Origin of the sequence: Zymobacter palmae (assembly GCF_003610015.1) — a bacterium.
Taxonomy (GTDB): Bacteria; Pseudomonadota; Gammaproteobacteria; order Pseudomonadales; family Halomonadaceae; genus Zymobacter; species Zymobacter palmae.
Window position 1 is genome coordinate 811,453 of sequence record NZ_AP018933.1, and the last position, 25,121, is coordinate 836,573.

The 25,121-nt window shown below is 59.4% G+C and carries 25 protein-coding genes; 9 read left to right on the forward strand and 16 right to left on the reverse strand.

What is annotated here, in order from left to right; genetic code table 11:
* Positions 1–108 precede the first annotated feature (108 nt).
* Together ZBT109_RS03610 and ZBT109_RS03615 are read left to right on the forward strand one after the other, a co-directional pair.
* Positions 109–549: a VOC family protein gene (locus ZBT109_RS03610; RefSeq protein ID WP_027705258.1), complete on the forward strand. Its 441-nt coding sequence runs from the start codon at positions 109–111 to the stop codon at positions 547–549.
* Between the two features lie 222 nt (positions 550–771).
* Positions 772–2,016, forward strand: coding sequence for an FAD-dependent oxidoreductase (locus ZBT109_RS03615; RefSeq protein ID WP_051523836.1), 1,245 nt, complete (start codon positions 772–774; stop codon positions 2,014–2,016).
* 224 nt (positions 2,017–2,240) lie between these two features.
* Here ZBT109_RS03615 and ZBT109_RS03620 read toward each other — a convergent pair whose 3' ends face one another.
* The 15 genes from ZBT109_RS03620 to ZBT109_RS03690 all read right to left on the reverse strand — a co-directional run bounded on the left by ZBT109_RS03620 (position 2,241) and on the right by ZBT109_RS03690 (position 17,131).
* Positions 2,241–2,972 (reverse strand): hypothetical protein, encoded by a 732-nt coding sequence (locus ZBT109_RS03620; RefSeq protein WP_027705257.1) that lies wholly within the window; start codon positions 2,970–2,972, stop codon positions 2,241–2,243.
* 331 nt (positions 2,973–3,303) lie between these two features.
* Entirely contained in the window at positions 3,304–4,101 is a 798-nt protein-coding gene (gene tatC, locus ZBT109_RS03625) for a twin-arginine translocase subunit TatC (RefSeq protein WP_027705256.1), read from the reverse strand.
* Positions 4,091–4,594, reverse strand: a complete 504-nt coding sequence (tatB, locus tag ZBT109_RS03630; protein WP_051523835.1) for a Sec-independent protein translocase protein TatB — start codon at positions 4,592–4,594, stop codon at positions 4,091–4,093. Before tatB ends, tatC begins: the two co-directional genes overlap by 11 nt.
* Positions 4,595–4,596: 2 nt before the next feature.
* Positions 4,597–4,782, reverse strand: a complete 186-nt coding sequence (locus ZBT109_RS03635; protein WP_027705255.1) for a hypothetical protein — start codon at positions 4,780–4,782, stop codon at positions 4,597–4,599.
* A gap of 114 nt (positions 4,783–4,896) precedes the next feature.
* Positions 4,897–5,247 carry a phosphoribosyl-ATP diphosphatase gene (locus tag ZBT109_RS03640; protein WP_027705254.1) on the reverse strand — a complete coding sequence of 117 codons (351 nt, stop codon included), beginning with the start codon at positions 5,245–5,247 and terminating at the stop codon, positions 4,897–4,899.
* A 79-nt stretch (positions 5,248–5,326) separates the two neighbouring features.
* On the reverse strand, positions 5,327–6,946 hold the full coding sequence (gene ubiB, locus ZBT109_RS03645; protein ID WP_027705253.1) for a ubiquinone biosynthesis regulatory protein kinase UbiB: 1,620 nt from the start codon (positions 6,944–6,946) through the stop codon (positions 5,327–5,329).
* Positions 6,946–7,593, reverse strand: a complete 648-nt coding sequence (locus ZBT109_RS03650) for a ubiquinone biosynthesis accessory factor UbiJ (protein WP_027705252.1) — start codon at positions 7,591–7,593, stop codon at positions 6,946–6,948. Before ZBT109_RS03650 ends, ubiB begins: the two co-directional genes overlap by 1 nt.
* 22 nt (positions 7,594–7,615) lie before the next feature.
* The gene (gene ubiE / locus ZBT109_RS03655; protein ID WP_027705251.1) at positions 7,616–8,365 is read right to left on the reverse strand and encodes a bifunctional demethylmenaquinone methyltransferase/2-methoxy-6-polyprenyl-1,4-benzoquinol methylase UbiE; all 750 of its coding nucleotides are present in this window, start codon (positions 8,363–8,365) and stop codon (positions 7,616–7,618) included.
* A 267-nt stretch (positions 8,366–8,632) separates the two neighbouring features.
* Entirely contained in the window at positions 8,633–9,064 is a 432-nt protein-coding gene (locus tag ZBT109_RS03660) for a gamma-butyrobetaine hydroxylase-like domain-containing protein (RefSeq protein ID WP_027705250.1), read from the reverse strand.
* Positions 9,065–9,257: 193 nt separating this feature from the next.
* Positions 9,258–10,595, reverse strand: coding sequence for an ATP-dependent protease ATPase subunit HslU (gene hslU / locus ZBT109_RS03665; protein WP_038278337.1), 1,338 nt, complete (start codon positions 10,593–10,595; stop codon positions 9,258–9,260).
* On the reverse strand, positions 10,595–11,116 hold the full coding sequence (gene hslV / locus ZBT109_RS03670) for an ATP-dependent protease subunit HslV (protein ID WP_027705248.1): 522 nt from the start codon (positions 11,114–11,116) through the stop codon (positions 10,595–10,597). Before hslV ends, hslU begins: the two co-directional genes overlap by 1 nt.
* 251 nt (positions 11,117–11,367) lie before the next feature.
* The gene (locus ZBT109_RS03675; protein ID WP_027705247.1) at positions 11,368–12,132 is read right to left on the reverse strand and encodes a fructosamine kinase family protein; all 765 of its coding nucleotides are present in this window, start codon (positions 12,130–12,132) and stop codon (positions 11,368–11,370) included.
* Between the two features lie 108 nt (positions 12,133–12,240).
* Positions 12,241–13,005 (reverse strand): SPOR domain-containing protein, encoded by a 765-nt coding sequence (locus ZBT109_RS03680; RefSeq protein ID WP_027705246.1) that lies wholly within the window; start codon positions 13,003–13,005, stop codon positions 12,241–12,243.
* Positions 13,006–14,691, reverse strand: coding sequence for an arginine--tRNA ligase (argS, locus tag ZBT109_RS03685; RefSeq protein WP_027705245.1), 1,686 nt, complete (start codon positions 14,689–14,691; stop codon positions 13,006–13,008).
* Positions 14,692–14,890: 199 nt separating this feature from the next.
* A complete protein-coding gene (locus tag ZBT109_RS03690) occupies positions 14,891–17,131 on the reverse strand; it encodes a primosomal protein N' (RefSeq protein ID WP_038278333.1) in 2,241 nt (746 codons plus the stop codon).
* 314 nt (positions 17,132–17,445) lie between these two features.
* Here ZBT109_RS03690 and rpmE point away from each other — a divergent pair, with 314 nt between their 5' ends.
* Positions 17,446–17,658, forward strand: coding sequence for a 50S ribosomal protein L31 (gene rpmE / locus ZBT109_RS03695; RefSeq protein ID WP_027705243.1), 213 nt, complete (start codon positions 17,446–17,448; stop codon positions 17,656–17,658).
* 665 nt (positions 17,659–18,323) lie between these two features.
* On the opposite strand, the gene ZBT109_RS03705 is transcribed toward rpmE, so the two are convergent.
* Positions 18,324–20,831, reverse strand: a complete 2,508-nt coding sequence (locus tag ZBT109_RS03705; RefSeq protein WP_027706227.1) for a penicillin-binding protein 1A — start codon at positions 20,829–20,831, stop codon at positions 18,324–18,326.
* 223 nt (positions 20,832–21,054) lie between these two features.
* Between ZBT109_RS03705 and ZBT109_RS03710 the strand changes: the two genes are divergently transcribed.
* The 6 genes from ZBT109_RS03710 (at position 21,055) to aroK (ending at position 25,061) form a co-directional block, all read left to right on the forward strand.
* The gene (locus ZBT109_RS03710; RefSeq protein WP_027706228.1) at positions 21,055–21,849 is read left to right on the forward strand and encodes a hypothetical protein; all 795 of its coding nucleotides are present in this window, start codon (positions 21,055–21,057) and stop codon (positions 21,847–21,849) included.
* A gap of 170 nt (positions 21,850–22,019) precedes the next feature.
* Positions 22,020–22,364 carry a hypothetical protein gene (locus ZBT109_RS13535; protein ID WP_156934060.1) on the forward strand — a complete coding sequence of 115 codons (345 nt, stop codon included), beginning with the start codon at positions 22,020–22,022 and terminating at the stop codon, positions 22,362–22,364.
* Positions 22,357–22,899, forward strand: coding sequence for a hypothetical protein (locus ZBT109_RS03720; protein ID WP_027706230.1), 543 nt, complete (start codon positions 22,357–22,359; stop codon positions 22,897–22,899). The genes ZBT109_RS13535 and ZBT109_RS03720 overlap by 8 nt, the downstream gene beginning before the upstream one ends.
* The gene (locus ZBT109_RS13730) at positions 22,896–23,426 is read left to right on the forward strand and encodes a hypothetical protein (protein ID WP_027706231.1); all 531 of its coding nucleotides are present in this window, start codon (positions 22,896–22,898) and stop codon (positions 23,424–23,426) included. Before ZBT109_RS03720 ends, ZBT109_RS13730 begins: the two co-directional genes overlap by 4 nt.
* Entirely contained in the window at positions 23,329–24,546 is a 1,218-nt protein-coding gene (gene pilQ, locus ZBT109_RS03725; RefSeq protein WP_169734032.1) for a type IV pilus secretin PilQ, read from the forward strand. The genes ZBT109_RS13730 and pilQ overlap by 98 nt, the downstream gene beginning before the upstream one ends.
* Positions 24,546–25,061, forward strand: coding sequence for a shikimate kinase AroK (aroK, locus tag ZBT109_RS03730; protein ID WP_027706232.1), 516 nt, complete (start codon positions 24,546–24,548; stop codon positions 25,059–25,061). The genes pilQ and aroK overlap by 1 nt, the downstream gene beginning before the upstream one ends.
* The last annotated feature ends 60 nt before the right edge of the window (positions 25,062–25,121 follow it).

Below are 25,121 nucleotides of genomic sequence, written 5' to 3' on the forward strand. Positions count from 1 at the left end.
ATGAACGGCACTTGATAAGCAGGCAAACGATAGGCAAAGTGATCCACACGTCACTACAGTGGATATCAAGGCCACGATCGTTGCCCGCAACAACAAGGAGTGCTGTTCATGCGTTATCTACATACGATGGTTCGTATCCAGGATGTCGATGCCTCCCTCCATTTCTATTGCGACCTGCTGGGTCTGCGTGAAATGCGCCGCGTCGATAACGACAAAGGACGCTTCACGCTGATCTTTTTGGCCGCTCCGCAAGATGAAATCCGCTCGTCTTCCGAACATGCTCCTGAACTTGAATTGACTTGGAACTGGGACCCCGAAACTTACAGCGGCGGTCGCAACTTCGGTCATCTGGCCTACGAAACCGATGATATCTATGCCCTCTGCCAGTGTCTGATGGACGATGGCGTTGTGATCAATAGGCCGCCCCGTGATGGGCATATGGCCTTCATCAAATCTCCGGATGGCATCTCCATTGAACTGCTGCAGAAAGGCGAAGCGCTCGCGCCTGCCGAACCGTGGAGCAGCATGGAAAATCAGGGCAGCTGGTAAGCTAATCCGTGTATTGCCCACGCCCCTGTACACCCTTCATCCGCTGATGTCCATATCGAGTGAAGGGTGTTTTCTTCCGCGTGAACATTCCTCATTCAGCGGCGTTCGCGCTCCGATGCCGTTGCCGATGCTGCTAGACTGTGTACTCCGTGCCGTAAAGTGGAGAAGGCATGGCGCAATGGAAAAGGAACTTTTCCGCAGGAATACCACAAGGGACATTTGATGCATCAAGAACGCGATACCGTTGACGTTGCAGTGATCGGGGCGGGAACGGTAGGGCTCAGCGCTGCGCTGGCGTTGCTGGTTCAGGGACTGTCAGTGGCCGTTATCGATCCACGGCCCGCTACCTCGTTGCAAGATTCCGAATACGATGGGCGCGATGTGGCCTTATCTAACGGTATTCTGGACTGGCTTGATACATTGGGGGCGTTGAGCGGACTCGCTGACGGCGAACGCTCTCCTATTCGTGGCGCGCGCGTCAGCGATTTGGAAGTGTCTCGCTCGCTGTCGTTTGGACCGGTGCCGGGAGCGGACCGGGTGGGGGAGTTTATTCCTGAACATCGTCTGCGTGATGAGCTGTTTACTTTGGTGGCTCGGCAGGCCGGTTTTCAGCCGTTACTGGAGCATCGCTTGAGCGGCGTCCACATGCTGTCCGATCACATTCAGCTGACGCTTGATGATGGACGTTCGCTGGGTGCCCGCTTGCTGGTGGCCGCCGATGGCCGCGGTTCCAAAACGCGTTCGCTCGTCAATATCAGCCACCGTACGGATGACCAAGGGTTCGACATGCTGTGCTGTCGAGTGAAGCACTCTGAACCTCACGATGGTTGGACGCTACAGCAGTTCGACAATGGCGGCAGTATTGCCACGCTACCGTTGCAGGGGCAGCAGACATCGCTGGCCTTGATGCTAAAACCTGTCGATGCCGATCGCGTGATGATGATGGATGAGGGGACTCTGCGCGCTTATCTGGATACACGGCTGCAAGGACGGCTGGGGGATATCGCGCTGACGTCGTCGCGCTACCGTGTGCCGCTCAGCGGCAGTTATGCTGATCGCTTTCACGCTGAGCGTACCATTTTGCTGGGCGATGCCGCCGTCGGCATGCTGCCAATCACAGCGCATGGACTGAACTTGGGGCTGATGGGGGCACGTTCGTTGGCGGCCGAGGTTGCTGTGGCCTGCCTGAACGGTGACGATATCGGTGGCGACAGTGTGGTGGCTACCGTGGCACGTCGGGCCCAACTGACCGCCCGACCGCTGTATCTGGCGACGCAAGAGATCGCTCGGCTGTTCACCCAGCGCGATGCGATATCGCGTAAGCTGCGCTATCTGGCAATGACGGTTAGCCACCCTTTCCAGCATTTCGTGGGGCTGAACTGTGAGCAGCGCGACGCGCGCTCCGTGCCTTGGATCGGTGCCTTAAAGGAAGCGCTGCCGCTCTGGAAGCGCTCTCGCCCGGCCTAGTGTTCGGCCGGGTCGGTATCGCTTTGCGTTACTCCGGCCATTGCGGATAGTGCGTTAGGCCATATCATCGCTGATTGTCATTATCGACGTTATATAGCTGCTCGCCAGACAGTAAGCCCCCTCTTATTCGCCATAAGAGGGGGCTTTTCGCTGGTGCCAGAAGCAGTAGTTTATGGCACCAGCGGGGTCGCTACGAGCTCATGATGCGTTGCAGACACGAGACGTCATATGACGATTAGGACCACGATATGAGAGAGAATATAGACAAGGGCTACACCGTACAGCGTCGATCGCATCGAGATACCGCTCATTCTTAGCAGGGTGGCGAACAGGATATTGATTGCTGTAAAGGCCGCATGGATAAGCACCATGTAAGCCAGTTGTTTATTAAACGTTAGCAGGGAGTAGGCCCTATAGGCAGGTAAGGCAAAGGTAATGAACAGGAAAGCCGCTAGCGCGGCCATCATCGAACGCAGTCCCCCTTGTTGAGCGATCGATAGGCAGGGACCGCACAGTGCTGCCACCATCGGCAGCTGTAGAAGCGCTATCAGAATAATATCGCTGCTGGGCCCATAACCGTAGTGGTGAGGGTTCAGCAAATTCAGTGTCACTATCGCCGCAAAAAAGACCGCCACCAATGCGAAGATAAGTGTGATGCTGCTTCTGAATAGCCCCCGATTTTTATCATCTAGCGCAAGTTTCATGATGATGATCTGATGGAAATAGTACAGCCCGAGCAATTGCGTCAGCGGTGCAACGATTATGATGCCGTTGGGAAATGCCATCAGCCATGAAAATAGCGGATAGAATATCGGTGTGCGGTTGACCAGAATGTCATAGATACCGTTGCTCAGTAGGACACTGTGCCAGGGCAGCAAGTAGCACATTGCACCACCGAGCATGATGCTGATCAGCGCCCACTTGAACGAGTGACGGGATGCAGTGTTCGACGTCATTTCCTTTCCCCTCTTGTGATTCAAAATAATCCCTACGCTACGGGCGCCGTACAGGCCACCGTACTGTTGTCATGTGCAAATAGTGCCAGATACCGGTGCTCTGCGGCGAGCAATGGCCTGATTTTGCTGGAGATAAAAAGGTGCGTGCGTAAGCCGTGATGCAGGATGTCACGCGTGATGAACAGTGTTAAACATTGGCATTGTGCTTGAGGTTGTTCATGCGGGAAGACGGGGCGGGGCAAGATGAGCGGAGTGGGTAAGGATGACGCGGGGAAGTAGGCAGCGGGGCAGAGGTATTGGCTCCCGCTACCGTATGGTGCAGGCAGGTGCGCTAGTCGTCTGCCTGTGCATCCTCTTCATCATCGCGTGATGTCTGGCGCCGACTGACCAAGCGGCCAAACAGCAGACCTGCTTCGAACAGTACCCACATGGGAACGGCCAGCATGCACTGTGAGAGCACATCAGGTGGGGTAAACAGCATGCCGATCACAAAGCAGCCGATGACCACGTAGCCACGTTTCTTGCTCAGGGTATCGACGCTCACGATACCGGTCATCACCAGCAGAACTGTGGCGACAGGCACTTCGAATGCAACGCCAAACGCGATGAACAGCTTCACGACGAAAGAGAGGTAGGCGTCGATGTCCGTCATCATTTCAACGTGCGCGGGAACGGTGCCCGTGAAGAAATGGAACAGCACGGGGAAGACGACGTAATAGGCGAAGGCCATGCCTAGATAGAACAACAGCACGCTGGAGACCAGCAGCGGCAGAGCCAGCCGCTTTTCTTTGCGGTAGAGGCCGGGCGCGACGAAGCCCCAAATCTGATAAAGCAGGAAGGGCACCGTGATGACGATGGCCGTCAGTACGGTCAGGCGAAACGGGGCGAGAAACGGTGATGCCACTTCCGTGGCGATCATGCGTGTGCCCTGCGGCATCATGCGGATAAGCGGCTCGGATACGAACTCGTAAAGTCGGTTAGAGAAGGGATAGAGCGCGAGGAAAACGGCCACGATCGACAGTGCGCAGCGAATCAACCGTTTGCGCAGTTCAATCAGGTGTTCGATCAGTGGGGCGCGCAGGCCACCGTTTTCATCGTCGGGCGCAGAGGAAGGCGCTTCATGAGTCATCGGCATTCCTTGTCGTGGTAGCGGCGTTGCTGTCTGAAGATAATGTGGGACGCAGGGCGCTCGCTGCTATGCGCGGGCGCGGTGCATCCTGCACGGCAGGTGTTGGCATGGAGGCGACAGGCCGCCAAGGGGCCACCTCATCTTGCTGTGCATAGTGATCGCGAGGCGGTGCTATCACGGTGGGTACGGGCTTCGTCGGATCAACGGTGGCATCCGTCAAGGCATGCTGGGTGTCGCGCTGTACCTGAGCGAGGGCCTGTCGCGTCTCCTGCATCTGTTCATCCAGTAGGCGCTGATGCTCGCTCATTTCCTTGCGCAGTTCTTCTGCGTCCAGCTGTGAGGTCAGTTCCTGCTGCATCTGGGTCGCAAAGCGTCGTGCCTTGCCGATCCAGCGCCCGGCCGTTCGCGCGGCGCTGGGCAGCCGTTCAGGGCCCAGTACGACCAGCGCTATCGTGCCGACGACCGCCAGTTCTGACAGGCTGAAATCCAGCATGATTATTCACCTCGTTCACTATCCGATGAGCCGATGGCCGGTTCCTGCCGTGTCGTTTCGGCAGGTGCCGCAGCCTTGCGATGGCGGTTGGCTGGACGGAAGACGCGCAGCAGTCGCCACAGGGCCAGTACGATCAGCAGGACACCTATGACCATCATGACGGAAGAAAGGGATACGCCGTTCAGCATTGGGATTCTCGCAGGGACATCAAGGTGACTCGATAAAGCCTGTTCGGTCCACGGGCGCGTTCGGCGATCGGTATCGCATTATTCTGTGTGCAAGGAACGCGCCAGTGGCGGCCATCAGGAGCGGGTGCGTGATGCTTTCTCTTCCAGTCCTGAGGTACCGAAACGGCGTGCCAGTTCGGCCTCGACGTCTTCAAGCCCCAGTCCGAGGTGTGAAAGCGCTACCAGAGAGTGGAACCAGACGTCGGCCGTTTCTTTGACGGCTTCAAGGCGAAGTCGTTCACGATCGGCGTCGGTGGGATGTTCGGCATCCTTGGCGGCAATGATCATCTCGGTGGCTTCTTCGCCCACTTTTTCGAGGATCTTATTCAACCCTTTATGGTGCAGCTGCGCCACATAAGAAGAGTCGGGGGACGCGTTGCGGCGCTCTGCCAGTACCTGGCTCAGACGATCGAAAACATCACTCATCGGTAGACCTTGTCGTTATCGTGGTATAGGCCTCGGATGTGCCCGAGGCCTTTCTATCATACTGCGGATGGGAATGACGCTACAGCAGCAGCAGCAGGCCCACAGCACCGGCTGTCAGAGTGCTCCAATGCTGTTCGGCTACCCAGTCGCTCAAGAAGGGTTGCCAAGCCAGTGCGGTGGCCAACAGCAGTAGTCCGATGCGCAGGCGGCGGTAGCGGCGTGGCTGACGGCGTGATTGACGCAGCTGCTGTGACTGCGCCACTGCCAGTTGTTGGCGGTGGCGCTGCCCATGTGCGTAGGTGCGCAAGGCTTGGTGTGCCAGCAGTGGCAGCTCGGGCAGCCGATCGGTCAGTTCGGGCGCATGGCGCTTGAGCGATTTCCACAGCCCGCGTGGCCCTGAGCGCTCGCGCATCCAGTTTTCGAGGTAGGGCTTGGCGGTATGCCACAGATCTAGCTCGGGGTAGAGCGTACGGCCCAGCCCTTCGATGTTGATGAGCGTCTTCTGCAGCAGGATGAGCTGTGGTTGCACTTCCATATTGAAACGTTGTGCGGTCTGGAACAGCCCCATCAGCGCTTGCCCAAACGAAATATCCTTCAGCGGTTTCTCGAAGATCGGCTCGCATACGGCGCGGATGGCCGACGCAAATTCGTTGGCACGAGTGCCTTCACCCACCCAGCCTGATTCGATGTGCAGGGCTGCCACTTCGTAATAGTCCTGATGGAAGAACGCTAGGATATTGCGGGCCAGATAGTCCTGATCTTCACGTGTCAGGCTGCCGACGATGCCGCAGTCGATGGCGATATAGCGAGGGTCGGCCGGATCGCGCGCATCCACGAAGATATTGCCGGGATGCATGTCGGCGTGAAAGAAGTTATCGCGGAAGACCTGGGTGAAGAATATCTCGACGCCACGTTCGGCCAGCAGCCGCAGGTCGACGCCCTTGGCGCGCAGGGTCTCAATATCCGCCACCGGAATACCGTAGATGCGCTCCTGCACCATGACATTGCGGCGCGTGAGCGGCCAGTAGAGCGTGGGAACGTACAGCAGATGCGACTGGCTGAAGTTGCGGCGTAGCTGCGAGGTATTGGCCGCTTCCTTATGCAGATCCAGTTCGTCGAACAGCGACAGGCGGTAGTCGTCGACCACCTCGACCGGGCGCAGGCGGCGGAACTCAGGTACGCAGCGCAGCAGACGTGCCACACGGGTCAGCAGCAGCATGTCGCTGCGCAGCACCTTGTCGATGCCGGGGCGGATGATTTTGACCACGACATCGTCGCCCTCGGGCAACCGTGCTGCATGCACCTGAGCGATGGAAGCCGATGCCAGTGGTGATGCTTCAAAGTGCGAGAACAGACGGTCGATAGGGGCACCAAGGCTTTCTTCGACCACGCGATGCGCGACGTCGTTGGGAAACGGGGGAACCTGATCCTGTAGCTTCTTCAGTTCGGTCGCAAAATCGTTGGGCAGTAGGTCGCGGCGCGTCGACAGCATTTGACCAAACTTGACGTAGATCGGCCCGAGCGTTTCCAGCGCCACGCGCAGCCGTACAGCGCGGGGAAGATCGCGCTTTGGAAACAGCCAGAACGGCAGCACCAGCAGAAGCAGACGCATCCGTGTGGGTAGGCGGTGGCGAGGTAGCAGCAGGTCGAGGCGGTAGCGAGCGATGACCCAGAAAATCCGCAGCAGGCGCGTTAGCATCACGCGGGTGGCTCCTTGTTGTCGTCGAGGGAAGTGCGGCGGTGTTCGATATGGGCCAAGCGCCGTTCGTTGCGTTCCAGCTGGCGTACAAGTTCATCCAGCTGGTCACGGATGATGTGAAGCTGACGCTGGCCCACTACTACTCGCGCTTCTTCGGTCGCGTAATCGGCACTGTCGGTGCGCAGTTGTGTCCAAGTACTGCGATACAGCGCCTGCTGGCGGCGCAGTTGACTCATCAGCGCATGGGCGGGCAGTGTGCCAATCAGTTGGGCCAGCGCGCCTTCAAGATCAGGGTCCAGACGGCGCAGCAGAGTGCCAAAGTGGCTCAGTAGTGCCGTATCGCCTTCCGCCCGTACGCTGCCTTGCAGGATAACGGTTTCGATATCGGCGCCACCCAGCAGCGCACCGAGGGCCGTTGGCGTCAGCGTAAGGCGCACATCCGGCGAGGGAGCAGATGAGCCATCGGCAATACGCAGCCCGGCGTCAGTCGCCACCAGTACGATCTGCAGCGCCGGTGCGGTCAGCACGAGGGCTAGCGAACGTCCGGCCAGTGGGGCCAGACGCTGGGGCGTGGCTGGATCGCGCTGCAGCAGGACGTTGAGCGCTCGTTCGGCACGCCTGAGCATAAAACGGGGTAGAAACATCATGAGCCAGCTGGGCCTCGGCCGTTCAGAACTTGATGCCTGTGTGCAGGGCGACGATACCGTTGGTCATGTTGGTGTACTCGACGCGATCCAGTCCGGCCTGTTCCATCATGCCCTTGAGCGTTTCCTGATCCGGGTGCATACGGATCGACTCTGCCAGATAGCGGTAGGAATCGGCGTCCTGCGTGATCAGACGGCCGATACGCGGCAGGATCTGGAACGAGTACTGGTCGTAGATTTTCTCAAACAGAGGATTGGTCGGTTTCGAGAACTCTAGCACCAGCAGACGACCGCCCGGCTTGAGCACGCGCGCCATTGAGCGCAGCGCCTTGTCCTTGTCAGTGACGTTACGCAGACCAAAAGCGATTGTGATGCGGTCGAAGGTATTGTCCGGAAACGGCAGGCTTTCTGCATTGGCCTGAACGTATTCCACTTCATGACCGATGCCCATGTTCATCAGCTTGTCGCGTCCAACATTCAGCATTGAGGCGTTGATGTCAGCCAGCACCACGCGGCCGGTCGGGCCGACCTTTTTGGCGAACTTGGCGGTCAGGTCGCCCGTACCGCCCGCAATGTCGAGGATCGTCTGACCGGGGCGAACCGCCGCTTTTTCGATGGTCAGTTTCTTCCAGAGGCGGTGGATGCCCATCGACATCAGATCGTTCATCAGGTCATAGCGCTGTGCCACGGAGTGAAATACGTTGGCAACGCGGCTGGCCTTTTCCTCGACGGGTACGTTCTGAAATCCGAAGTGGGTCGTGCGCTTGTCGTCCATGATGTGTCCCTTGAGGCGTCTTATCGCGGCCTGTGTAGTCCCAAAAGGGCAGGCCAGCCGGATGAATGTCGAATAAAGCGATGGATAGTTAGAGTTTAGCGTTGCAGGGCCGCAATGTCTGCCGACATGGCCTCTGATTATGATGAAGGCCTCGCGACAGATGCCGTTCAGGGTGACGCTGGCTGCTGGCGAGCGGCCAGGATGCCTGAATATGTCCGTTTATGGTCGCGCCAATCAAGGGAATGCTGCTCGTTCGATTGCCTTTGATCAGAGGGCTTTGAAGGTAATGGCCGTTGGTTCGCGTGATGCGCCGGCGGTTTCCAGTTGTGCCAGATAGCGCTCCCACCATGCGTCCTGTTCGCGTGCCATGCGGTACAGGTACTCCCAAGTGAACAAGCCGCTGTCGTGACCATCGTCGAAGTGCAGTTTAAGGCTGTAGCGTCCGACGGGGGTGATGTCGTTGAGGCCCACTGTACGTTTGCCCGTTTGCAGTATGGCTTGCTCGGGGGAGTGGCCTTGCACTTCGGCCGATGGCGAGTAGACCCGCAGCAGTTCGGCGGGTAGCCAATAATGGTCACGTCCTTCGTCATCGGGCTGTGCGGGTGGCATGCCTTGACTGTCCGCCGTCGCGTAGATCAGTTCAAGCATTCGCTGATCGCGGTGATAGTGAACGTGGCAGGGAAGTGGCGTATCCGTCATGTGGGCGTACCTCGTGACTGCGGGTGCATTGGGTAATGCCAATGATATTGGTCGGAATTGTAAAAGTATGCCATGCAGATACGGCAACGGGCACCCGAAGGTGCCCGTGAAAGACCGGCTGGCGTAGCAGCATGATCACTGCGGTAAGTGATAGCCGTTTGCGTCAGCGGTCTGGCAAGACGTGCGCTTACGCTTACAGGATATAGCGCGACAGATCTTCGTCACGGGCCAGATCGCCCAGACGTTCATCGACGTATGCACGGTCGATGACCTGTTTTTCAAGCTCGCCACCGGCGAACAGGGCTTCTTCCAGTAACCGTTCCATGACGGTGTGCAGACGACGTGCCCCGATGTTTTCAGTGCCTTCGTTGACCTGATACGCGATTTCAGCGATGCGCTTGATACCGTCGGCGGTGTACTCGATATCGAGGCCGTCAGTCTTCAGCAGCGCCTGATACTGACGCGTCAGAGCAGCAGACGGTTCAGTCAGGATGCGTTCGAAATCATCTGGTGTCAGCGCGCTCAATTCGACGCGGATCGGCAGACGCCCCTGCAATTCTGGAATCAGGTCGGACGGCTTGGCCAGGTGGAACGCACCGGAAGCGATGAAGAGGATGTGATCCGTTTTCACCATGCCGTACTTGGTCGAGACCGTGCAGCCTTCGATCAGCGGCAGCAGGTCGCGTTGAACGCCTTCGCGGGAGACATCGCCACCGCCGGTGTTTTCGCCACGCTTGGTGACTTTGTCGATTTCGTCGATGAAGACGATACCGTTCTGTTCGACGGCCTCAATGGCGCGCTGCTTGATGTCGTCATCGCCGACCATGCGCTGCGCTTCTTCCTCGATCAGCAGTTTGCGTGCTTCGGCCACGGTCATGCGGCGCGATTCGCGTTTCTGCTTGCCAAGATTGGAGAACATGTTCTGCAGCTGGCTGGCCATTTCTTCCATGCCGGGCGGCGTCATGATCTCCATCGTGCCGTTGACGTTTGGCGCTACTTCGATGTCGATTTCTTTATCTTCCAGCTCACCCTCACGCAGTTTCTTGCGGAAGACTTGGCGAGTGGAACTGTCCTTGCGCGCGGTGCTGTCGTACTCACCACCGCGGGCTGGAGGGAGCAGAGCGTCAAGCAGGCGCTCTTCTGCCGCATCTTCTGCCTTGTTGCGCACTTCCTGCTGGGCCTGTTCGCGCACCAGCTTCATCGACATCTCGACCAAATCGCGGATGATGGATTCCACATCGCGACCCACATAGCCCACTTCGGTGAACTTGGTGGCTTCGATCTTAAGGAACGGGGCGTTGGCGAGCTTGGCCAGGCGACGTGCGATCTCGGTTTTACCGACACCGGTTGGCCCGATCATCAGGATGTTTTTCGGCGTCACTTCGGCGCGGAAGCTATCGTCCAGCTGCATACGGCGCCAGCGATTGCGTAGCGCGATAGCTACGGCACGCTTGGCTTCTTTTTGACCGACGATGTGCTGGTCAAGCGCATGAACGATCTCGCGCGGCGTCATCTGTGCTTTGACATTCATCAGTCCAGCACCTCGAGCTTGATGTTGTGGTTGGTATACACGCAGATATCTGCCGCGATATTCAGGCTTTTCTCGGTAATTTCACGTGCGGTCAGCTCGGTATTTTCGAGCATGGCGCGGGCCGCAGCAAAAGCGTACATGCCGCCAGAACCGATGGTGGCGATGCCGTGTTCGGGGTCCATGACGTCACCCGTACCGGTCACGATCAATGAAGCGGTATGGTCGGCTACGACCAGCATGGCTTCCAGTTTGCGCAGGGCGCGGTCGCTGCGCCATTCCTTCGCCATTTCGACGGCGGCGCGGGTCAGGTGACCCTGTGTTTTTTCAAGCTGGGCTTCGAAGCGCTCGAACAGCGTGAAGGCATCAGCGGTACCGCCCGCAAAACCTGCCAGTACCTGACCGCGGTAGAGGCGGCGGATCTTGCAGACGTTGCCTTTCATTACGGTGTTGCCCATGGTGGCCTGGCCGTCGCCGGCGATGGCAACCTGATTTCCCCGACGCACGGATACAATCGTGGTCATTGTGTTCTCTCGCTACTAGTGAGTGGTGGCCTGGTGTGTCGGATGAACTCGATAAATCACCAGCACATGACGTTGTAGGTGCGGGCTGCTCGCATGCAAATCAAGGGGGATTTTTTCTAATCCTCGTCAATTTATGCTGAAAAGAAGTGTTTCTTTTAGAATTTTGCGCGAATAGGTGGCTGTGGCGCGGTCTTGCCGACGATCATGCACGGGCACGGCACTACTGCTGTCGTGCAGCGCGGGCCTGATCGCTAGTGCAGGTAGCGCTGTGCCAGTTGGCGTGCCTGTGCGCCATAGACGCTGCCAAACAGAGCAGCATGCAGCAGGATACAGGGCAACTGGTGCAGGTCGATGAGCGTTTCCCACTGTGTAGGAAGCGGGGTGACGTGCTGATAGCCCGCCACGATATCGTCGAAATGGGCAACGCCAAATAAGGCCAGCGCGGCGATATCGGTGAGTGGATGACCGCCATGCGCGGCAGGGTCGATCAGGACGCCGCTGGTGGGTGTCCACAGCAGATTGCCGGACCACAGATCGCCGTGGATGCGGGCGGGAGGCAAGGTGTCGTCGAAATCGCCTGCGCGTAGCCGCTCAGCTAGCTGTTCGAATGGGGCCAATGATGTCAGCTGGCCGCGCGCATGGGCGATTCGAGCATAGGCCAGCAGCCGATGGTCGGCGAAAAACCGGCCCCATTGACGCTCGTCGGCATAGGCCATCGGCAGCGGTTCTTCCGTGGGGCCGTAATAGCCGTGATCAAGCGGTGCCAGAGGGGGACGCGCGCCGAACCCTTTTGCACCTGCGGCATGGGTGTGGGCCAGCGCTTCGCCGAAGCGATAGGCCATGTCGGCGTTGGGGCGGCCGCGTACTAGCGCTTCCAGTACCAGCGTGGACGCCGATACGGATACCACCTTCACTACTGCGGCACCGTGGGCTTCGCGTAGCCATTCCAGACCGGCCGCTTCGGTTTCTAGGAAGCCTTTCGGTGCATTGGGGGCGCGCTTGGTATGTATCTGCATCGGCACTTCTCCTTGTCCGTTAAGCTGCTCTCGAAATGAAGACGGCCCGTGATCGACATGCAAGCAGAGCATGGCGGCACGGGCCGTAGACGTACATCCGGTTCGACGTCAGCGTACTCGGATCACCATGGGGTCCAGATGCTGTACGCGGATCAGTCCCAGCGCGCGGTCGCGTTCGGCGCCTTCAGGGAACGGGCCAGACTGCACGCGGTAGGTGGTCTTGCCGTTCGCAAGTTGCACGGCCCGTACTTGCGTCGGCAGGCCCAGATCGCGCAGACGTGCGGCCACGGTGTTGGCTCCTTCCTGCGAGCTTGTCGACAGCGATTGCAGAATGTAGCTGGCGCCGCTGGTGCTGGCCGCTGTAGGAGCACTGGTTGTTGGCGCTGCCGGTGCTGGGCGCGCAACCACGGCGGGCTGTGCTTCTGACGGGCGCGCTGGTGTTGCCGTTGTCGCTATGGCTGGGCGAGACGGTGCTGCTGTTGCCGCGGGAGCCTGTGTCGCGCGAGGCATAGGTGCCGACGAGGTCGGTGTGATCTCGGACGACGGCAGAATGGTATAGAAGTCGAAGCTTTGCGCTTCGTTCTTCTTCTGCTCCTGCGGCGCCTGAGAGGCCGACGTAGTGGGTCGCTGTGCCGTCGCCGCTGGCTTACCCACGTTCCCGGCCGCGGGCGGCTGAACGGGGCTGACGAGCGGCGGTGTCGGGGGAGTGGGTGCAGAGCTTTCCTTTTTGCCGAAGACAAAGTAAGCAATGCCAAAGCCTACGGCAACGAACAGCGCGCCTTTTGCCCACCCCGGCAGGCCACTAGAGCCTGTCGAAGCGGAACGCTGTGTCGTCTTCTTCCGTGAAGGTGTGTGGGAGGCTCCGCGGGCCATTTACATCTCCTCTGGGGCCGATACGCCCAGCAATTCGAGGCCGTTGCGCAGGGTCTGGCGAACGGCGATGCCCAGCGCCAGACGGGCGTTGCGCAGCGCATCGTCATCGACCATGACGCGGACGGCGTTGTAGTAGGTATGGAACTCGCTGGCCAGATCCTGCAGATACTGTGCGATCTGGTGCGGCTCACGCTGCACGGCAGCACGTTTGACCACTTCAGGATAGGCGGACAGACGGTTGAAGAGGTGCTTTTCACGCTCGTCTTCCAGCAGGGCCAGATTGTCGAGGGCCAGCGCCTGATCGAATGCCTTGTCTTCGCTTTCGGCCTTGCGCAGCACGCTACAGACGCGCGCATGTGCGTACTGGATATAGTAGACCGGGTTGTCGCTGGACTGCGAACGGGCCAAGTCGATGTCGAAGGTCAGCTGCGAATCCACACGGCGCACGGCGAGGAAGTAGCGGGTTGCATCGCAGCCCACTTCTTCGATCAGGTCGCGCAGGGTGAGGTAGCTACCTGCACGCTTGGACAGTTTTACTTCCTGACCGCTACGCATCACGGTGACCATCTGGTGTAGCACGTATTCCGGCCAGCCTTGCGGAATGCCCGTTTGCAGTGCCTGAAGACCTGCGCGAACGCGGGTGACCGTCGAGTGGTGATCGGCCCCCTGTTCATTGACCACGGTGGTGAAGCCGCGGTTCCATTTGTCCTGATGATAGGCAACGTCCGGCAGGAAGTAGGTGTAATGACCATCCTGCTTGCGCATGACGCGGTCTTTGTCGTCGCCGAACTCGGTGGTGCGCAGCCACAGTGCACCTTCGTTTTCGTAGACATAGCCGTTGTCCATCAGACGCTTGACGGTCTCTTCAACCTTGCCGTCCTGATAGAGCGAGGATTCAAGGAAGTAGACATCGAAGCTGACATTGAACGCCTTAAGGTCCAAGTCCTGTTCGTGACGCAGGTAGGCGACAGCGAATTCGCGGATCGCCTCCATGTCGTCGGGATCTGCTTTGGCGGTGACTTTGCGGTCGTCGGCTTCAATGGTGGCGCCGTCCAGATACGCTTTGGCTACGTCCTGAATGTACTCACCGCGATAGCCATCGTCCGGCCATTGTGCATCATCCGGTGTCAGTCCCTTGATGCGAGCGGCAACTGACAGGGTCAGATTGGTGATCTGTGCGCCAGCATCGTTGTAGTAGAACTCGCGCGTAACATCGTGGCCTGTTGCTTCTAGCAGGCGACAGATGCTGTCGCCCACTGCGGCACCGCGGCCGTGGCCCACGTGCAGCGGCCCTGTCGGGTTGGCAGAGACGAACTCAACCTGCACCTTTTCACCCTTGCCGAAGTCGTGGCGGCCGAACTGTTTGCCGCTGTCGAGGATCGTGCGTACGACGGTGGCGGCCGCGGCGCTATTGGCGAAGAAGTTGATGAAGCCCGGTCCGGCGATTTCGACCTTGCTGACGGCGTTGTCCTGCGGCAGTGCCGCGACCAGCTTCTCGGCCAGTGCGCGTGGCGGCATGCCTGCCGGTTTGGCCAGCATCATGGCAATGTTAGAAGCATAGTCGCCGTGGCTCTTGTCACGGGCGGCGTCCAGGCGGATGGCCGGGGCTGCATCTGCTGGGATGACACCATCGGCCTTGAGGGAATCAAGGGCGCGTTCGAGCAGGGAAACAAGGGTATCTTTCATGAAGAAGCCGTATCGTCGGAAGGACCTGAAGGCCGATGCAGGCATGGCACGATGCATCGGTTACGAAAATAGGGCACCGCCTATTCGCGGATGAACGGCGGTGCTGAATAGCGCCATTATGTGGCAGCGGGCTACACGGCTCAAGTCGTGTACGCGCCAAGGGGCGATTAAAAGTGACTGGCGGTACGCTTTGGTAGGGTTACCCCATCAGCTGTGGGTCGATGTCTACCGACCAGCGACAGCGGCGCGCCAATGGGTGCTGCGTCAGCGCTTGAATCAAGCAGGCTACGGTGTCATGGCGTGCGCTGCGTTGCTCGCTGGTGACCAGCAACTGTACGTGATAACGGTTCTGACGGCGCTCCATGGGGGCGGGCGATGGCCCCATGCACAGGGCGGGCAGTTGATGCTGCTGGATATGCGCGCGTGCGGTATCGGCCACTTCCTGCGCCAGCGTCATCACCTGTTCCATCTGTGCACCTTCAAAGCGTAGCAACGCCATATGCTGGAACGGGGGGAGCTGTGCCATGCGGCGCTCATCCAATAGCTGATCGGCCAGTGCGTCATAGCCCTCGGTGGTCAGGGTGGTCAGCATTGGGTCGTCGGGGTGCATGGTTTGAATCAGCACCTGCCCCGGCAGTGAAGAACGTCCGGTGCGGCCCGCTACCTGTACCAGCAGCTGTGCCATATGTTCGGGGGCGCGGAAGTCGGCGCTGTATAGGCCGCCATCGGCGTTGACTACCACCACGAGCGTGACGTGGGGGAAGTGATGCCCTTTGGCTAGAATTTGGGTGCCGACCAACAGACAAGGTTCGTTACGCTTGATCTCGTCGATGGCCTCTTCAAGCGCATGGCGGCGGCGCATGCTGTCGCGGTCGATGCGTAAAATACGTACGTCCGGCAGCAGTTCGGCCAGCGTTTCCTCGGCACGTTCGGTGCCTGCTCCCAGCGGACGCAGGTCGGCGCTCTGGCACTTAGGGCAGGCATCGGGTATGGGCCAGCGATGCTCGCAGTGGTGACAGAGCAGCATGGGGGGCTGGCGGTGATAGGTCAGTCGGGCATCGCAGTGGCTGCACTCAAACACGTAGCCGCATGCTTGGCAGCTTAATGTGGGAGCGAACCCGCGCCGGTTGATGAAGACTAGCACCTGATGGCCCGCTTCCAGCTGGGCCTTGATGGCCTTGATAGCGACGGCACCGATGCCGCCGCGTCGCTGCCCGATGCGCAGGTCGACCAGCTCTAACTTCGCTGGCATAGCGTTGCCGGGACGCTGGGTTAGGCGCAGATAGCAATAGCGCCCTTGGCGTGCGTGCAGCAGCGTTTCCAGCGATGGCGTGGCGCTGCCTAGAATTACGGGGACGTTCTCGCGGCGTCCTCTGACCAGCGCAAGGTCGCGTGCGTTGTAGCGCAGCGTGTCCTGCTGCTTGAAGGAGTTGTCGTGCTCCTCATCGACGATGATGGTACCGAGTGCCTGCATAGGGGTAAAGATGGCCGATCGCGTCCCGATGACAATCTTGGCGCGACCAGAGCGCGCCGCTTCCCAGCCGTCCAGTCGCTCGGTGTCGCTCATGTTGGAGTGCATGACCACGATTGGTGCATTGAAACGCTTGCGGAAACGCGACAGGGTCTGCGGTGTCAGACCGATTTCCGGTACCAGCACCAGCGCTTGCTTGCCGCGGCGCAACACCGCGTCGATCAGCTGGAGGTAGACCTCGGTTTTGCCGCTGCCGGTGATGCCATGCAGGAGTACGGGGGCAAACTCATTAATGACCTGGTGCAGGCGCGACAGCGCTTCCCCTTGCTCACGATTAAGTGGCAAAGCGGGTTCGGCTAACAGTGGCTTACTGGACGAAGCGCCCCCCGTTACCCATTCCTGTTGATGAGAGATCAACCCCTTGTGTTCTAGTCCTTCCAGCTGAGGGCGAGTGAAACCGTGCGCCATGATAGCGCTGCTGAACATGCCGAGCGGATATTGTTCCAACAGGGCCAGCAGTGCTTTCTGGCGGGTAGCTCGGCCCAGACGCTCGCTTTTTTCTTCCTCGCTGAAGGGCGCGCCGTTTGTGTGTGTGGCGACTTTCCAGCGCTCGCGGGTCTGTGCTTCGAGGGCGCGCCCTTGACGCAGCAGCTTGGGCAGAGCATGGGCCAGCGTTTCACCCAGCGGGTACTGATAGTAGCGGGCCGTGAATTCGCACAGCTGTAGCCAGTCTTCCGGCAGCGGAGCGTCGTCCAGTACGTCGGTGACCGGTTTCAGATCAGCGTAGGGCAGGTCGCTGTTGCTGTCGACGCCCATGACGATGCCGACCACCGTGCGGTTGCCGAACGATACGCGGACACGAATGCCCTTGCACCAGCCGCATTCGGGGGCTGTGCGGGACGGACGATAATCGAAGAGGCGGCGCAGTGGAGAAGGCACCGCCACATGAAGAACCAGCGGGAGAGACATGGCAGTATCGTTCACGGCAAATCAGGGAGTCAGGCGCAGCCGTCGGTAGCAACGCCACACCATCGTATTCAGCATGCCATGATGATGGGGGCCACGTGCGGATCGCGCAAGCCGAAACATACGTGTTGGAGGGAGTGGTCATTCGCTGAGGGCACGTGTTATAATGGCGCGCTTCTTACGCGCGTGGTGCTGCAATACGTCGGTTGATTGTTGTACGTGCGGTGAGAGAAAATACCCATTCTAATCATCAACGCATGCGGTGCCCGACACCTCTGGTGATCGCGCGGCGGCATGCCTCTATGAGGTATATGCTCATGAAACCCGGTATCCATCCGCAGTACAACACCATCACTGCCAACTGCTCTTGCGGTGCTTCCTTTGAAGTTCACACAACTGCAGATCACGACCTGTCTCTGGACGTATGCTCCAACTGCCACCCGTTCTACACTGGTAAGCAGAAACAGGCGACTACTGGCGGCCGCGTAGAACGCTTCAACAAGCGTTTCGGTGCTGCTATCAAACGCTAATCGCGTTTCGATACAGTCCACAAGAACCCACGCCTTCGGGCGTGGGTTCTTGCATTTCAGGGGGATGAAAAATCATTACTACCCCTTGCAGTTGCTGATGGCTCGTTCATCATTACTGCCACACGCCACACGCCACACGCCACACGCCACACGCCACACGCCACACGCCACACGCCACACGCCACACGCCACACGCCACACGCCACACGCCACACGCCACACGCCACACGCCACACGCCACACGCCACACGCCACACGCCACACGCCACACGCCACACGCCACACGCCACACGCCACACGCCACACGCCACACGCCACACGCCACACGCCACACGCCACACGCCACACGCCACACGCCACACGCCACACGCCACACGCCACACGCCACACGCCACACGCCAGTCATGATGATTTCTGCTGGGTAGCGTTTTAGGCGGGTGGAGGGAGGCTTTTCGAATATCGTTTCGACAGAGGCTCGCTGAACGTCTCTGTTGTGGTAGGTCTGGCCTTCTTTCTTGCCATGCCCGAAGCGATATCCGCGCAGGATTGGGTGCACTGTGTCGGTGAGTGTTGTTGTGTCGGAAGCGTTCTGTTCTGTCATCAACGACAGCGGGGGCGACCCTTAGTCGCCCCCGCTGCATCGTACTGTATGGCTAAGCGAACGATTAGAAGATCGAGTCGTAGCTTGCCGTGCCTTCCGATCCTGATTTCTGCTGTAGCTCAGGATCGATTGTCATTTCCTTGAACTGAGGCAGGTTGTCGGCGCGGAAGACTTCCGAGATGCCGCCCGGTTGTTCATCGCGCAGGCGCAGACCGCTGTCCGGATCAATGCGGGCACGAACGATGTTGTCCGGCGGCGGCATGATGGCGTTCGGTTTGCCTTTCAGGGCCTGGCCCATGAACTGCACCCAGATGGGAAGGGCGGCCTGAGCGCCGTACTCACCCGTCGGGGAGTTGTTGTCCATACCGACCCAGACCGTGGTGACGAGGTTGGCATTGAAGCCTGCAAACCACGCATCACGCTGATCGTTGGATGTCCCGGTCTTGCCTGACAGGTCGCTGCGGTGTAGAACGCTGGCGCGCTGCCCAGTGCCGCGCACGATAACGTCGCGCATGATGTCTTGGATCATGTAGACCGCGGCAGGATCAACAATGCGTTCGGCTACCGGATAGGTCTTGCCATCAGCCAGTGTTGTCGTGGTCGCCGTTGTGCTGCAGTTTGGACAGGCGACTGGCGGCAGATGATAGCCTTCCTGCTGTTCCAGCAGGTTGGTCGGATCATCGTTCTGCGTCACGCTCTGGATGTACCACGGTTCGACCTTGAAGCCGCCGTTGGCAATTTCAGCATAGCCGCGTGCCATTTCCAGCGGCGTGAGCGACGCGCTCCCCAGTGCCAGCGACAGGCCCGGCGGCATTTGGTCGCGTTGGAACCCCATGCGCACCAGCATGTCGATGGCTTTATCGACGCCCACTTCGTTCAGGGCGCGGATCACGATCATGTTACGCGAGGTGTACAGCCCCACACGCAGACGTGTCGGTCCCTGGAAGGTGCGGTTGTCGTTCTCAGGACGCCATACCTTGCCGCCTTGGGATTCGACGATCGGGGCATCGTTCAGTACGGTCGCTGGGGTCATGTTGCCTTGATCCAGTGCGGCCAGATAGATGAACGGCTTGAAGGTGGAACCCGGCTGGCGACGTGCCTGTGTTGCGCGGTTGAAGCTGCTGCTGGCGTCGCTGAAGCCCCCTTGCAGTGCGCGGATGGCGCCCGTGGTCGGATCAAGCACCACGATGGCCCCTTCGATGCGCGGTACCTGAGAAAGCTTCCAGCCACCGTCCTTCAGTGGCAGCACGCGGATCATGTCGCCGGTTACCGGCGATGCGGCGCGGGCACGTGCGGCCCAACGAACGTCGTCACCGCTTAGGGTGATCAGCGTACCGTTGCGGCGCAGCGCCTTGATCTGCTGGCCGTCAGCGCTGACCACGATCGCAGGTTCGAGCGGGCCGACATTGGCGGCATTGTTCAGCTCGTGCATCCAGTTGGAAACGTCGCCGTCGATACCGGGAATGCGCGCTACGCTGCGTTCGGCAGCGCGGCGAGTGGCCTGTTTGACGTCTGCCGACACCGCCTGCTCTTCATCCGCTGCGCTTGTACGGCTTGCACGCTGTTGTGCTTCCACCAGCGTCTTCGGAATGCCTTTCTGCTCTACGCCGCGCCAGCCGTGGCGCACGTCATACGCGACCAGCCCGTCGATCAGTGCCTGCCGAGCCGCTTCCTGTTCAGCACTGTTGATGGTGGTCTTGATGGTGTAGCCGTTGGTGTAGGCCTGTTCACCAAAGTGGCGAACTGCGTACTGGCGTGCCATTTCTGCGATGTAAGGGGCCTGCAGCTGCATGTCGGAGTGCGCTTGGCGAACATCAAGCGGTGTTTCCAGCGCGTCACGATACTGCTGCTCGGTGATGGTATTGGCCTGACGCATGCGACTGAGGATCCAGTTGCGGCGGTCCAGCGAACGGATGGGGTTCACGACGGGGTTGAAGGCAGAAGGCGCCTTCGGCAGCCCGGCAATCGTCGCCGCTTCAGGCAGCGTCAACTGGTCGATCGGCTTGTTGAAGTAGACCTGTGCCGCAGCACCCGCTCCGTAAGCTCCTTGCCCCAGATAGATCTTGTTCACGTACAGCTCAAAAATCTGCTGTTTGGACAGGATGCGCTCCATCTGCAGTGACAGCATGATTTCGCGAATCTTGCGCGAGAAGGTCTGGTCGAGGGTCAGCAGGTAGTTGCGCGCCACCTGCATCGTGATGGTACTCCCGCCTGAGCGCACCTTGCCGTAACCCGCCATGTAGGCGAGCGCGCGCCCGATGCCTTTGGGATCTACCCCAGCATGGTGGAAGAAATCCTGATCCTCGGCGGCCAAAAAGGCATTGACCAGATGAGGCGGCAGATCGTCATAAGACACGATCTGGCGGTGCTGTTCCCCAAACTCACCGATCAGCTTGTCATCGCTGCTGTAGATGCGCAGCGGGGTCGACAGCTGATAGTGCTGGAGATTGTTGATGTCCGGCAGGCTTGGCGTGAAATAGATGACCATGCCGACTACAGCCAGCGTAATAGCCGCCGTAACCGAGAGTGCCAGAGAGACAAGAGTTAAGACTATGCGTGTGATCGACTTCATCGTTATGGGCAGCCCATCTCATGGGAATTGCGATGGGAACGGGAAACAGTGCGGGCCGGCGCGGCAGGTGCCGACGACCGTCCCGGACCGTGACGCTGCGCCATCGGCCGGAATGAGAGCAATTTAGCTGTCATGGGAACAGCCTAGTATAAGGCGCATGAACAGGAGGAACCAGTGAAAGGAGCTTGCAAACCGAGACACACAGTGCAGGAGATCCGATGACATGATGGCGCACGTATCCGATAGCGGTGCTCGACTGTGGCAGGGGCTGCAGCGCATAGGCTCTCGCTATGCTCCTGGGGTAAATGAACGGCAGGGAATCGACTTGGCTTCAGGGGCGCGCGCGTCGCGTTGTGGGGCAAGTAAGCACGCATTTACGCTGAGGCGGCAGCAAGCGCTTGTGTTGGCAGTACCTCAGCGAGCTTTCCAGCTTCATATTGTCCCGTTCGAACCACCGCTGTCGCGGGATCAGATCATGGCGGTGCTGCAATCAAGGAGAATGTGTGCACGCGATCAGCACCTTGATCTGCTCGTTGAACCGGAGGAACGCCGCTCGGTGGCTGTCTTTTTGCTGCCTCGCGCGCAGACAGAACAATGGTGTGCGCACTACGCGACAGCGCAGGAAAAAATCGTCGCCATCGAACCAGATTGTCATGCCCTATGGCGCTACGCCCAGCGGCAGCAGGCGGATCATCAGGCGTGGCTGGTGGCAATGCCCAAAGCGAGCACACTGTATTGGCCAGCGGCATGGCCGTGGGCCTATCACGCCGAGCCGCTTCCTTCCGTGTGTGCACTCGCGCTGGAGGATGCGCGTCACACGCTGTACAGCACAGTGCGGCGCGCAGGTTTGATGACGGGCAATGATGAGCCTTGCCAATTTCCGGTGCGTCTGGCCGGTTCGGCGGCACTGTGCCAGCGCTGGCGGGCATATGGCGATCGGCTTGACTGGCAGTGTTGTGATGATGTGCACCCTATTGCAGCGGGGGCGGTGCTCAAAGGGAAGCAGCGATGGGCATGATACGGTTCGATATCAATATGCTGCCATGGCATGAGCATCGTCAGCAGCGATGGCAACGGCAGCGAGGCTGGTTGTACGGAAGTGTCGTTATGTTGGTGGGGTGGTGCGGCTGCGGACACCTATGGCACAGCGGGTGGCGCAATCACCTTGCTGAAAGGCAGAGGGTATATATGCAGCATGTTGATGCACAGCGTGCGCCTGAGCGCCGGCGACAGGAGTCCCAATGGACTGCTGAACAATGGCGCTTGGATGCTATGACGCATCAGCAACGGCGTCTGGAAGATCAGCAGGCACTGGCGTCGCTGTGGCAGACGCTGACGATGGCGGGTTTGCCTGTCCAGTCCGTTGATTGGCGGCCTGAGCAGGTTCAAATAAAGGTGATCAATCTCTCGCATCGGCCGCTTGATGAGCACGTGTACAGCGTAGTGCCACGGCTGACCTGTCAGGCGCTATCGGAGACGTTGATTCACTGCGCTCGTCTTGATGATAAGAATAGAGAAGGGCGTCATGACTGAGCGTTACTGGGAAGCTGGTCGCTGGGCAAGGTCCGTGCTGTTGCCGGCGCCGAGCACGGCCGTCGCAATCGTCATGCTGTTGGGACTGTGGTGGGGCGGGCAGCAGTGGATGATCGCGCCGCAGTGGCGACGTGTCAGCCGTCAGATCGAACAGGCTTACGCGCAGCGCCAGCATGCGGAGCATGTTGCGGATGCGGTGCATCGGCTTTCTACCGTAGGCCATCTGGTACGCGTTACCGAAGCGCCATTGCTGCAAGCGTGCCGCGATCAGGCCACTCGACGCGGGATCGATCTGGTGGCGCTGCAGTGGCATGCCCATGAGGGGCGGCTCGACGTATCGCTGCGTGGCGACAGTACGTCGCTGCTGGGGTGGTGGGATGATGTTGGGCGTTCTGTGCTCTTGGGGAGTGTTCAACGGTGGCAGTGGCAGGCATTGCCAAAGGAAGAGGGCGGTGAGGAAAGGGCGTCCAGACGGTATCAGTTGGATGTGACCCTGCTGCCCGAGCTTTGGCATTGGGAGGCGCTGTCATCATGAGCCCTCGTAAAGAGAAAGGGTTGTGGACGCTGTGTGCGGTGTGGTGTGCAGGACTGCTGGTGTTGGGGTATGGACTGATGCCGCGGGGAGTCAGCACCGTTTCTTCCACGGCCTTGGTTAAACCGCAAACGGCGGTGCCGGACATCGCGGCGGGTGAGGTAGCGTGCTGGCCTTCGTTGATGGCAAGCAGTGTAGCGGCACCCGTTGCCGAGCCGGCTACTCGCCGCCATGAGGCCCTTCGTGGTTCAGTGATCAGCCACGGACAGGTCTTTGTCATTCAGCAGGATGCTTCCGGGCATCTTTACCGACGATCCGTGCCCGTAGAGCACGCGACGCATAACGATAAGCGGCCCCGCCACGAGGATGAGGTGCGGGCGGCATATAACGCAGGGAAACTACATGACTCGACGTCTTCACGCGGTGTGGTTGATGGCATCAGTGATATCCGGCACTGCGGTGCTGAACGTCTCGCCAACAGCGGCACAGCCGATGGGGCAGGCACAGGACTGTCGTCACCTACATATTGATAATGCACGTGTTCCGATTAGGGACATGCTGACGCTGTTGGCCGATAGCGCCCATCTGAATATCGTGATTTCCGATAAGGTAAAGGGAGATGTCAGTCTTCATCTTGATGATGTGACTTGTGAACAGGCGCTTAGATCAGTAATGTCATCAGAACGCCTGCACCGTACACGAGTGGGAGCGGTCGATATCATCGAACCGCAAAATGACCGCCCGCTGTCGGAACGCACCGAAACACGCGCGTTTCGACTTGCCCATGCCAATGCCGTCGAGGTGGCTGCACTGATGCGGCGTGATGGCGCGAGCCTACTGGGTGCAGAGGCCGTATTACAGGCCGATCCGCGCACCAATCAGCTGCTGATCAGTGATATCCCCTCGCGACTGGATCACCTCTCCGCGTGGGTCGCGCTGCTCGACAAGCCGGTGCATCAGGTGCAGATCGAGGCCCGTATCGTCGTTATGCGAGAGCACCATGCCCGCCAGCTGGGCATTCGCTGGCAGCACGACACGCCGGGTGCCGTTGAGGCATCGACGGGTCTGACGTTGCTGAGCGACCCCGCAGCGAGTACGGCCGCCCGATTGGGTTTAGGCTTTGTCACTCGCCATCGTTTGCTGGCATTGACGCTTGAAGCGCTGGAAAGCGAAGGCAGCAGTCAAACGCTGTCCCAGCCCAGCGTCGTTACCGTGGAACGTCAGCCCGCTGTCATCCGGCAAGGGCAGCAAGTTCCTTACCAGGAAACCAGTGCCTCAGGAGCCACCAGTTCGCATCTGCATGATGCCGTGCTGGCGCTTTCGGCGACGCCGGTCATCATGACCGGGCGGCAGATTATGCTGACGCTGGACATCCAGAACGATAGCGTGTCTGATCTACGATTCAACGACATGCCGGTGATCGACACCAACCGCATCCAGACGCAAGTGGCCGTCAATGATGGCGAAACCATAGCACTTGGCGGTATTCTGACGCACAAACAGGTTGAGCGTCTCAGTCAGGCACCCTGGCTGGCAGACGTTCCACTACTGGGCGCGCTGTTTCGTGCTCGGGAGAACGGCAATGAACGGGCAGAGCTGCTGATTTTCATCACTCCGAGAATAGTTGACACCCCTGCAGTGGCAGATTGATGCAAAGAACACGCAATATTTTTCTGGTCGGCCCAATGGGCACAGGCAAGAGCACTGTAGGGCGGCTGTTGGCTGCCGAACTGCAGCGTCCTTTCTATGATAGCGATCATGAGATCGAGGCACGCTGTGGTTGCCGAATCCCCTGGATCTTCGATGTCGAAGGTGAAGAAGGGTTCCGTCAGCGCGAAATAGAAGCGATTGCTTCCCTGACCGCTATGGACGGTATAGTGATGGCCACGGGGGGCGGGGCTATCCTGCGCCCAGAGAATCGCCAGTGCCTGCGCGAGCGTGGGCTGGTCATCTTCCTAAGAACCTCCGTCGAGCAGCAGATGCGACGCACCATGCGTGACCGCAATCGTCCGCTGTTGCAGTGCGAAGATCCCGAACAGCGCCTGCGCGCACTGTTCAAGGTCCGTGAGCCGATCTATCGTGAAGTGGCTCACTGGACCATCAGTACCGAACGACGTAGCCCTCGGGCCGTCGTTAATGAAATAAAGCGCCGATTACGCCAGTAACCTGCATCATCCATGCCAGGAGGGGTGGCGATCATTTTCTGCGCATCATCAAAGGATAGA

Coding starts and splice junctions, on each gene's coding strand:
- ZBT109_RS03610 (WP_027705258.1), top strand. CDS start 109: ATGCGTTATCTACATACGATGGTTCGTATCCAGGATGTCGATGCCTCC.
- ZBT109_RS03615 (WP_051523836.1), top strand. CDS start 772: ATGCATCAAGAACGCGATACCGTTGACGTTGCAGTGATCGGGGCGGGA.
- ZBT109_RS03620 (WP_027705257.1), bottom strand. CDS start 2,972: ATGACGTCGAACACTGCATCCCGTCACTCGTTCAAGTGGGCGCTGATC.
- tatC (WP_027705256.1), bottom strand. CDS start 4,101: ATGACTCATGAAGCGCCTTCCTCTGCGCCCGACGATGAAAACGGTGGC.
- tatB (WP_051523835.1), bottom strand. CDS start 4,594: ATGCTGGATTTCAGCCTGTCAGAACTGGCGGTCGTCGGCACGATAGCG.
- ZBT109_RS03635 (WP_027705255.1), bottom strand. CDS start 4,782: ATGCTGAACGGCGTATCCCTTTCTTCCGTCATGATGGTCATAGGTGTC.
- ZBT109_RS03640 (WP_027705254.1), bottom strand. CDS start 5,247: ATGAGTGATGTTTTCGATCGTCTGAGCCAGGTACTGGCAGAGCGCCGC.
- ubiB (WP_027705253.1), bottom strand. CDS start 6,946: ATGCTAACGCGCCTGCTGCGGATTTTCTGGGTCATCGCTCGCTACCGC.
- ZBT109_RS03650 (WP_027705252.1), bottom strand. CDS start 7,593: ATGATGTTTCTACCCCGTTTTATGCTCAGGCGTGCCGAACGAGCGCTC.
- ubiE (WP_027705251.1), bottom strand. CDS start 8,365: ATGGACGACAAGCGCACGACCCACTTCGGATTTCAGAACGTACCCGTC.
- ZBT109_RS03660 (WP_027705250.1), bottom strand. CDS start 9,064: ATGACGGATACGCCACTTCCCTGCCACGTTCACTATCACCGCGATCAG.
- hslU (WP_038278337.1), bottom strand. CDS start 10,595: ATGAATGTCAAAGCACAGATGACGCCGCGCGAGATCGTTCATGCGCTT.
- hslV (WP_027705248.1), bottom strand. CDS start 11,116: ATGACCACGATTGTATCCGTGCGTCGGGGAAATCAGGTTGCCATCGCC.
- ZBT109_RS03675 (WP_027705247.1), bottom strand. CDS start 12,132: ATGCAGATACATACCAAGCGCGCCCCCAATGCACCGAAAGGCTTCCTA.
- ZBT109_RS03680 (WP_027705246.1), bottom strand. CDS start 13,005: ATGGCCCGCGGAGCCTCCCACACACCTTCACGGAAGAAGACGACACAG.
- argS (WP_027705245.1), bottom strand. CDS start 14,691: ATGAAAGATACCCTTGTTTCCCTGCTCGAACGCGCCCTTGATTCCCTC.
- ZBT109_RS03690 (WP_038278333.1), bottom strand. CDS start 17,131: ATGTCTCTCCCGCTGGTTCTTCATGTGGCGGTGCCTTCTCCACTGCGC.
- rpmE (WP_027705243.1), top strand. CDS start 17,446: ATGAAACCCGGTATCCATCCGCAGTACAACACCATCACTGCCAACTGC.
- ZBT109_RS03705 (WP_027706227.1), bottom strand. CDS start 20,831: ATGAAGTCGATCACACGCATAGTCTTAACTCTTGTCTCTCTGGCACTC.
- ZBT109_RS03710 (WP_027706228.1), top strand. CDS start 21,055: ATGATGGCGCACGTATCCGATAGCGGTGCTCGACTGTGGCAGGGGCTG.
- ZBT109_RS13535 (WP_156934060.1), top strand. CDS start 22,020: ATGCAGCATGTTGATGCACAGCGTGCGCCTGAGCGCCGGCGACAGGAG.
- ZBT109_RS03720 (WP_027706230.1), top strand. CDS start 22,357: ATGACTGAGCGTTACTGGGAAGCTGGTCGCTGGGCAAGGTCCGTGCTG.
- ZBT109_RS13730 (WP_027706231.1), top strand. CDS start 22,896: ATGAGCCCTCGTAAAGAGAAAGGGTTGTGGACGCTGTGTGCGGTGTGG.
- pilQ (WP_169734032.1), top strand. CDS start 23,329: ATGGCATCAGTGATATCCGGCACTGCGGTGCTGAACGTCTCGCCAACA.
- aroK (WP_027706232.1), top strand. CDS start 24,546: ATGCAAAGAACACGCAATATTTTTCTGGTCGGCCCAATGGGCACAGGC.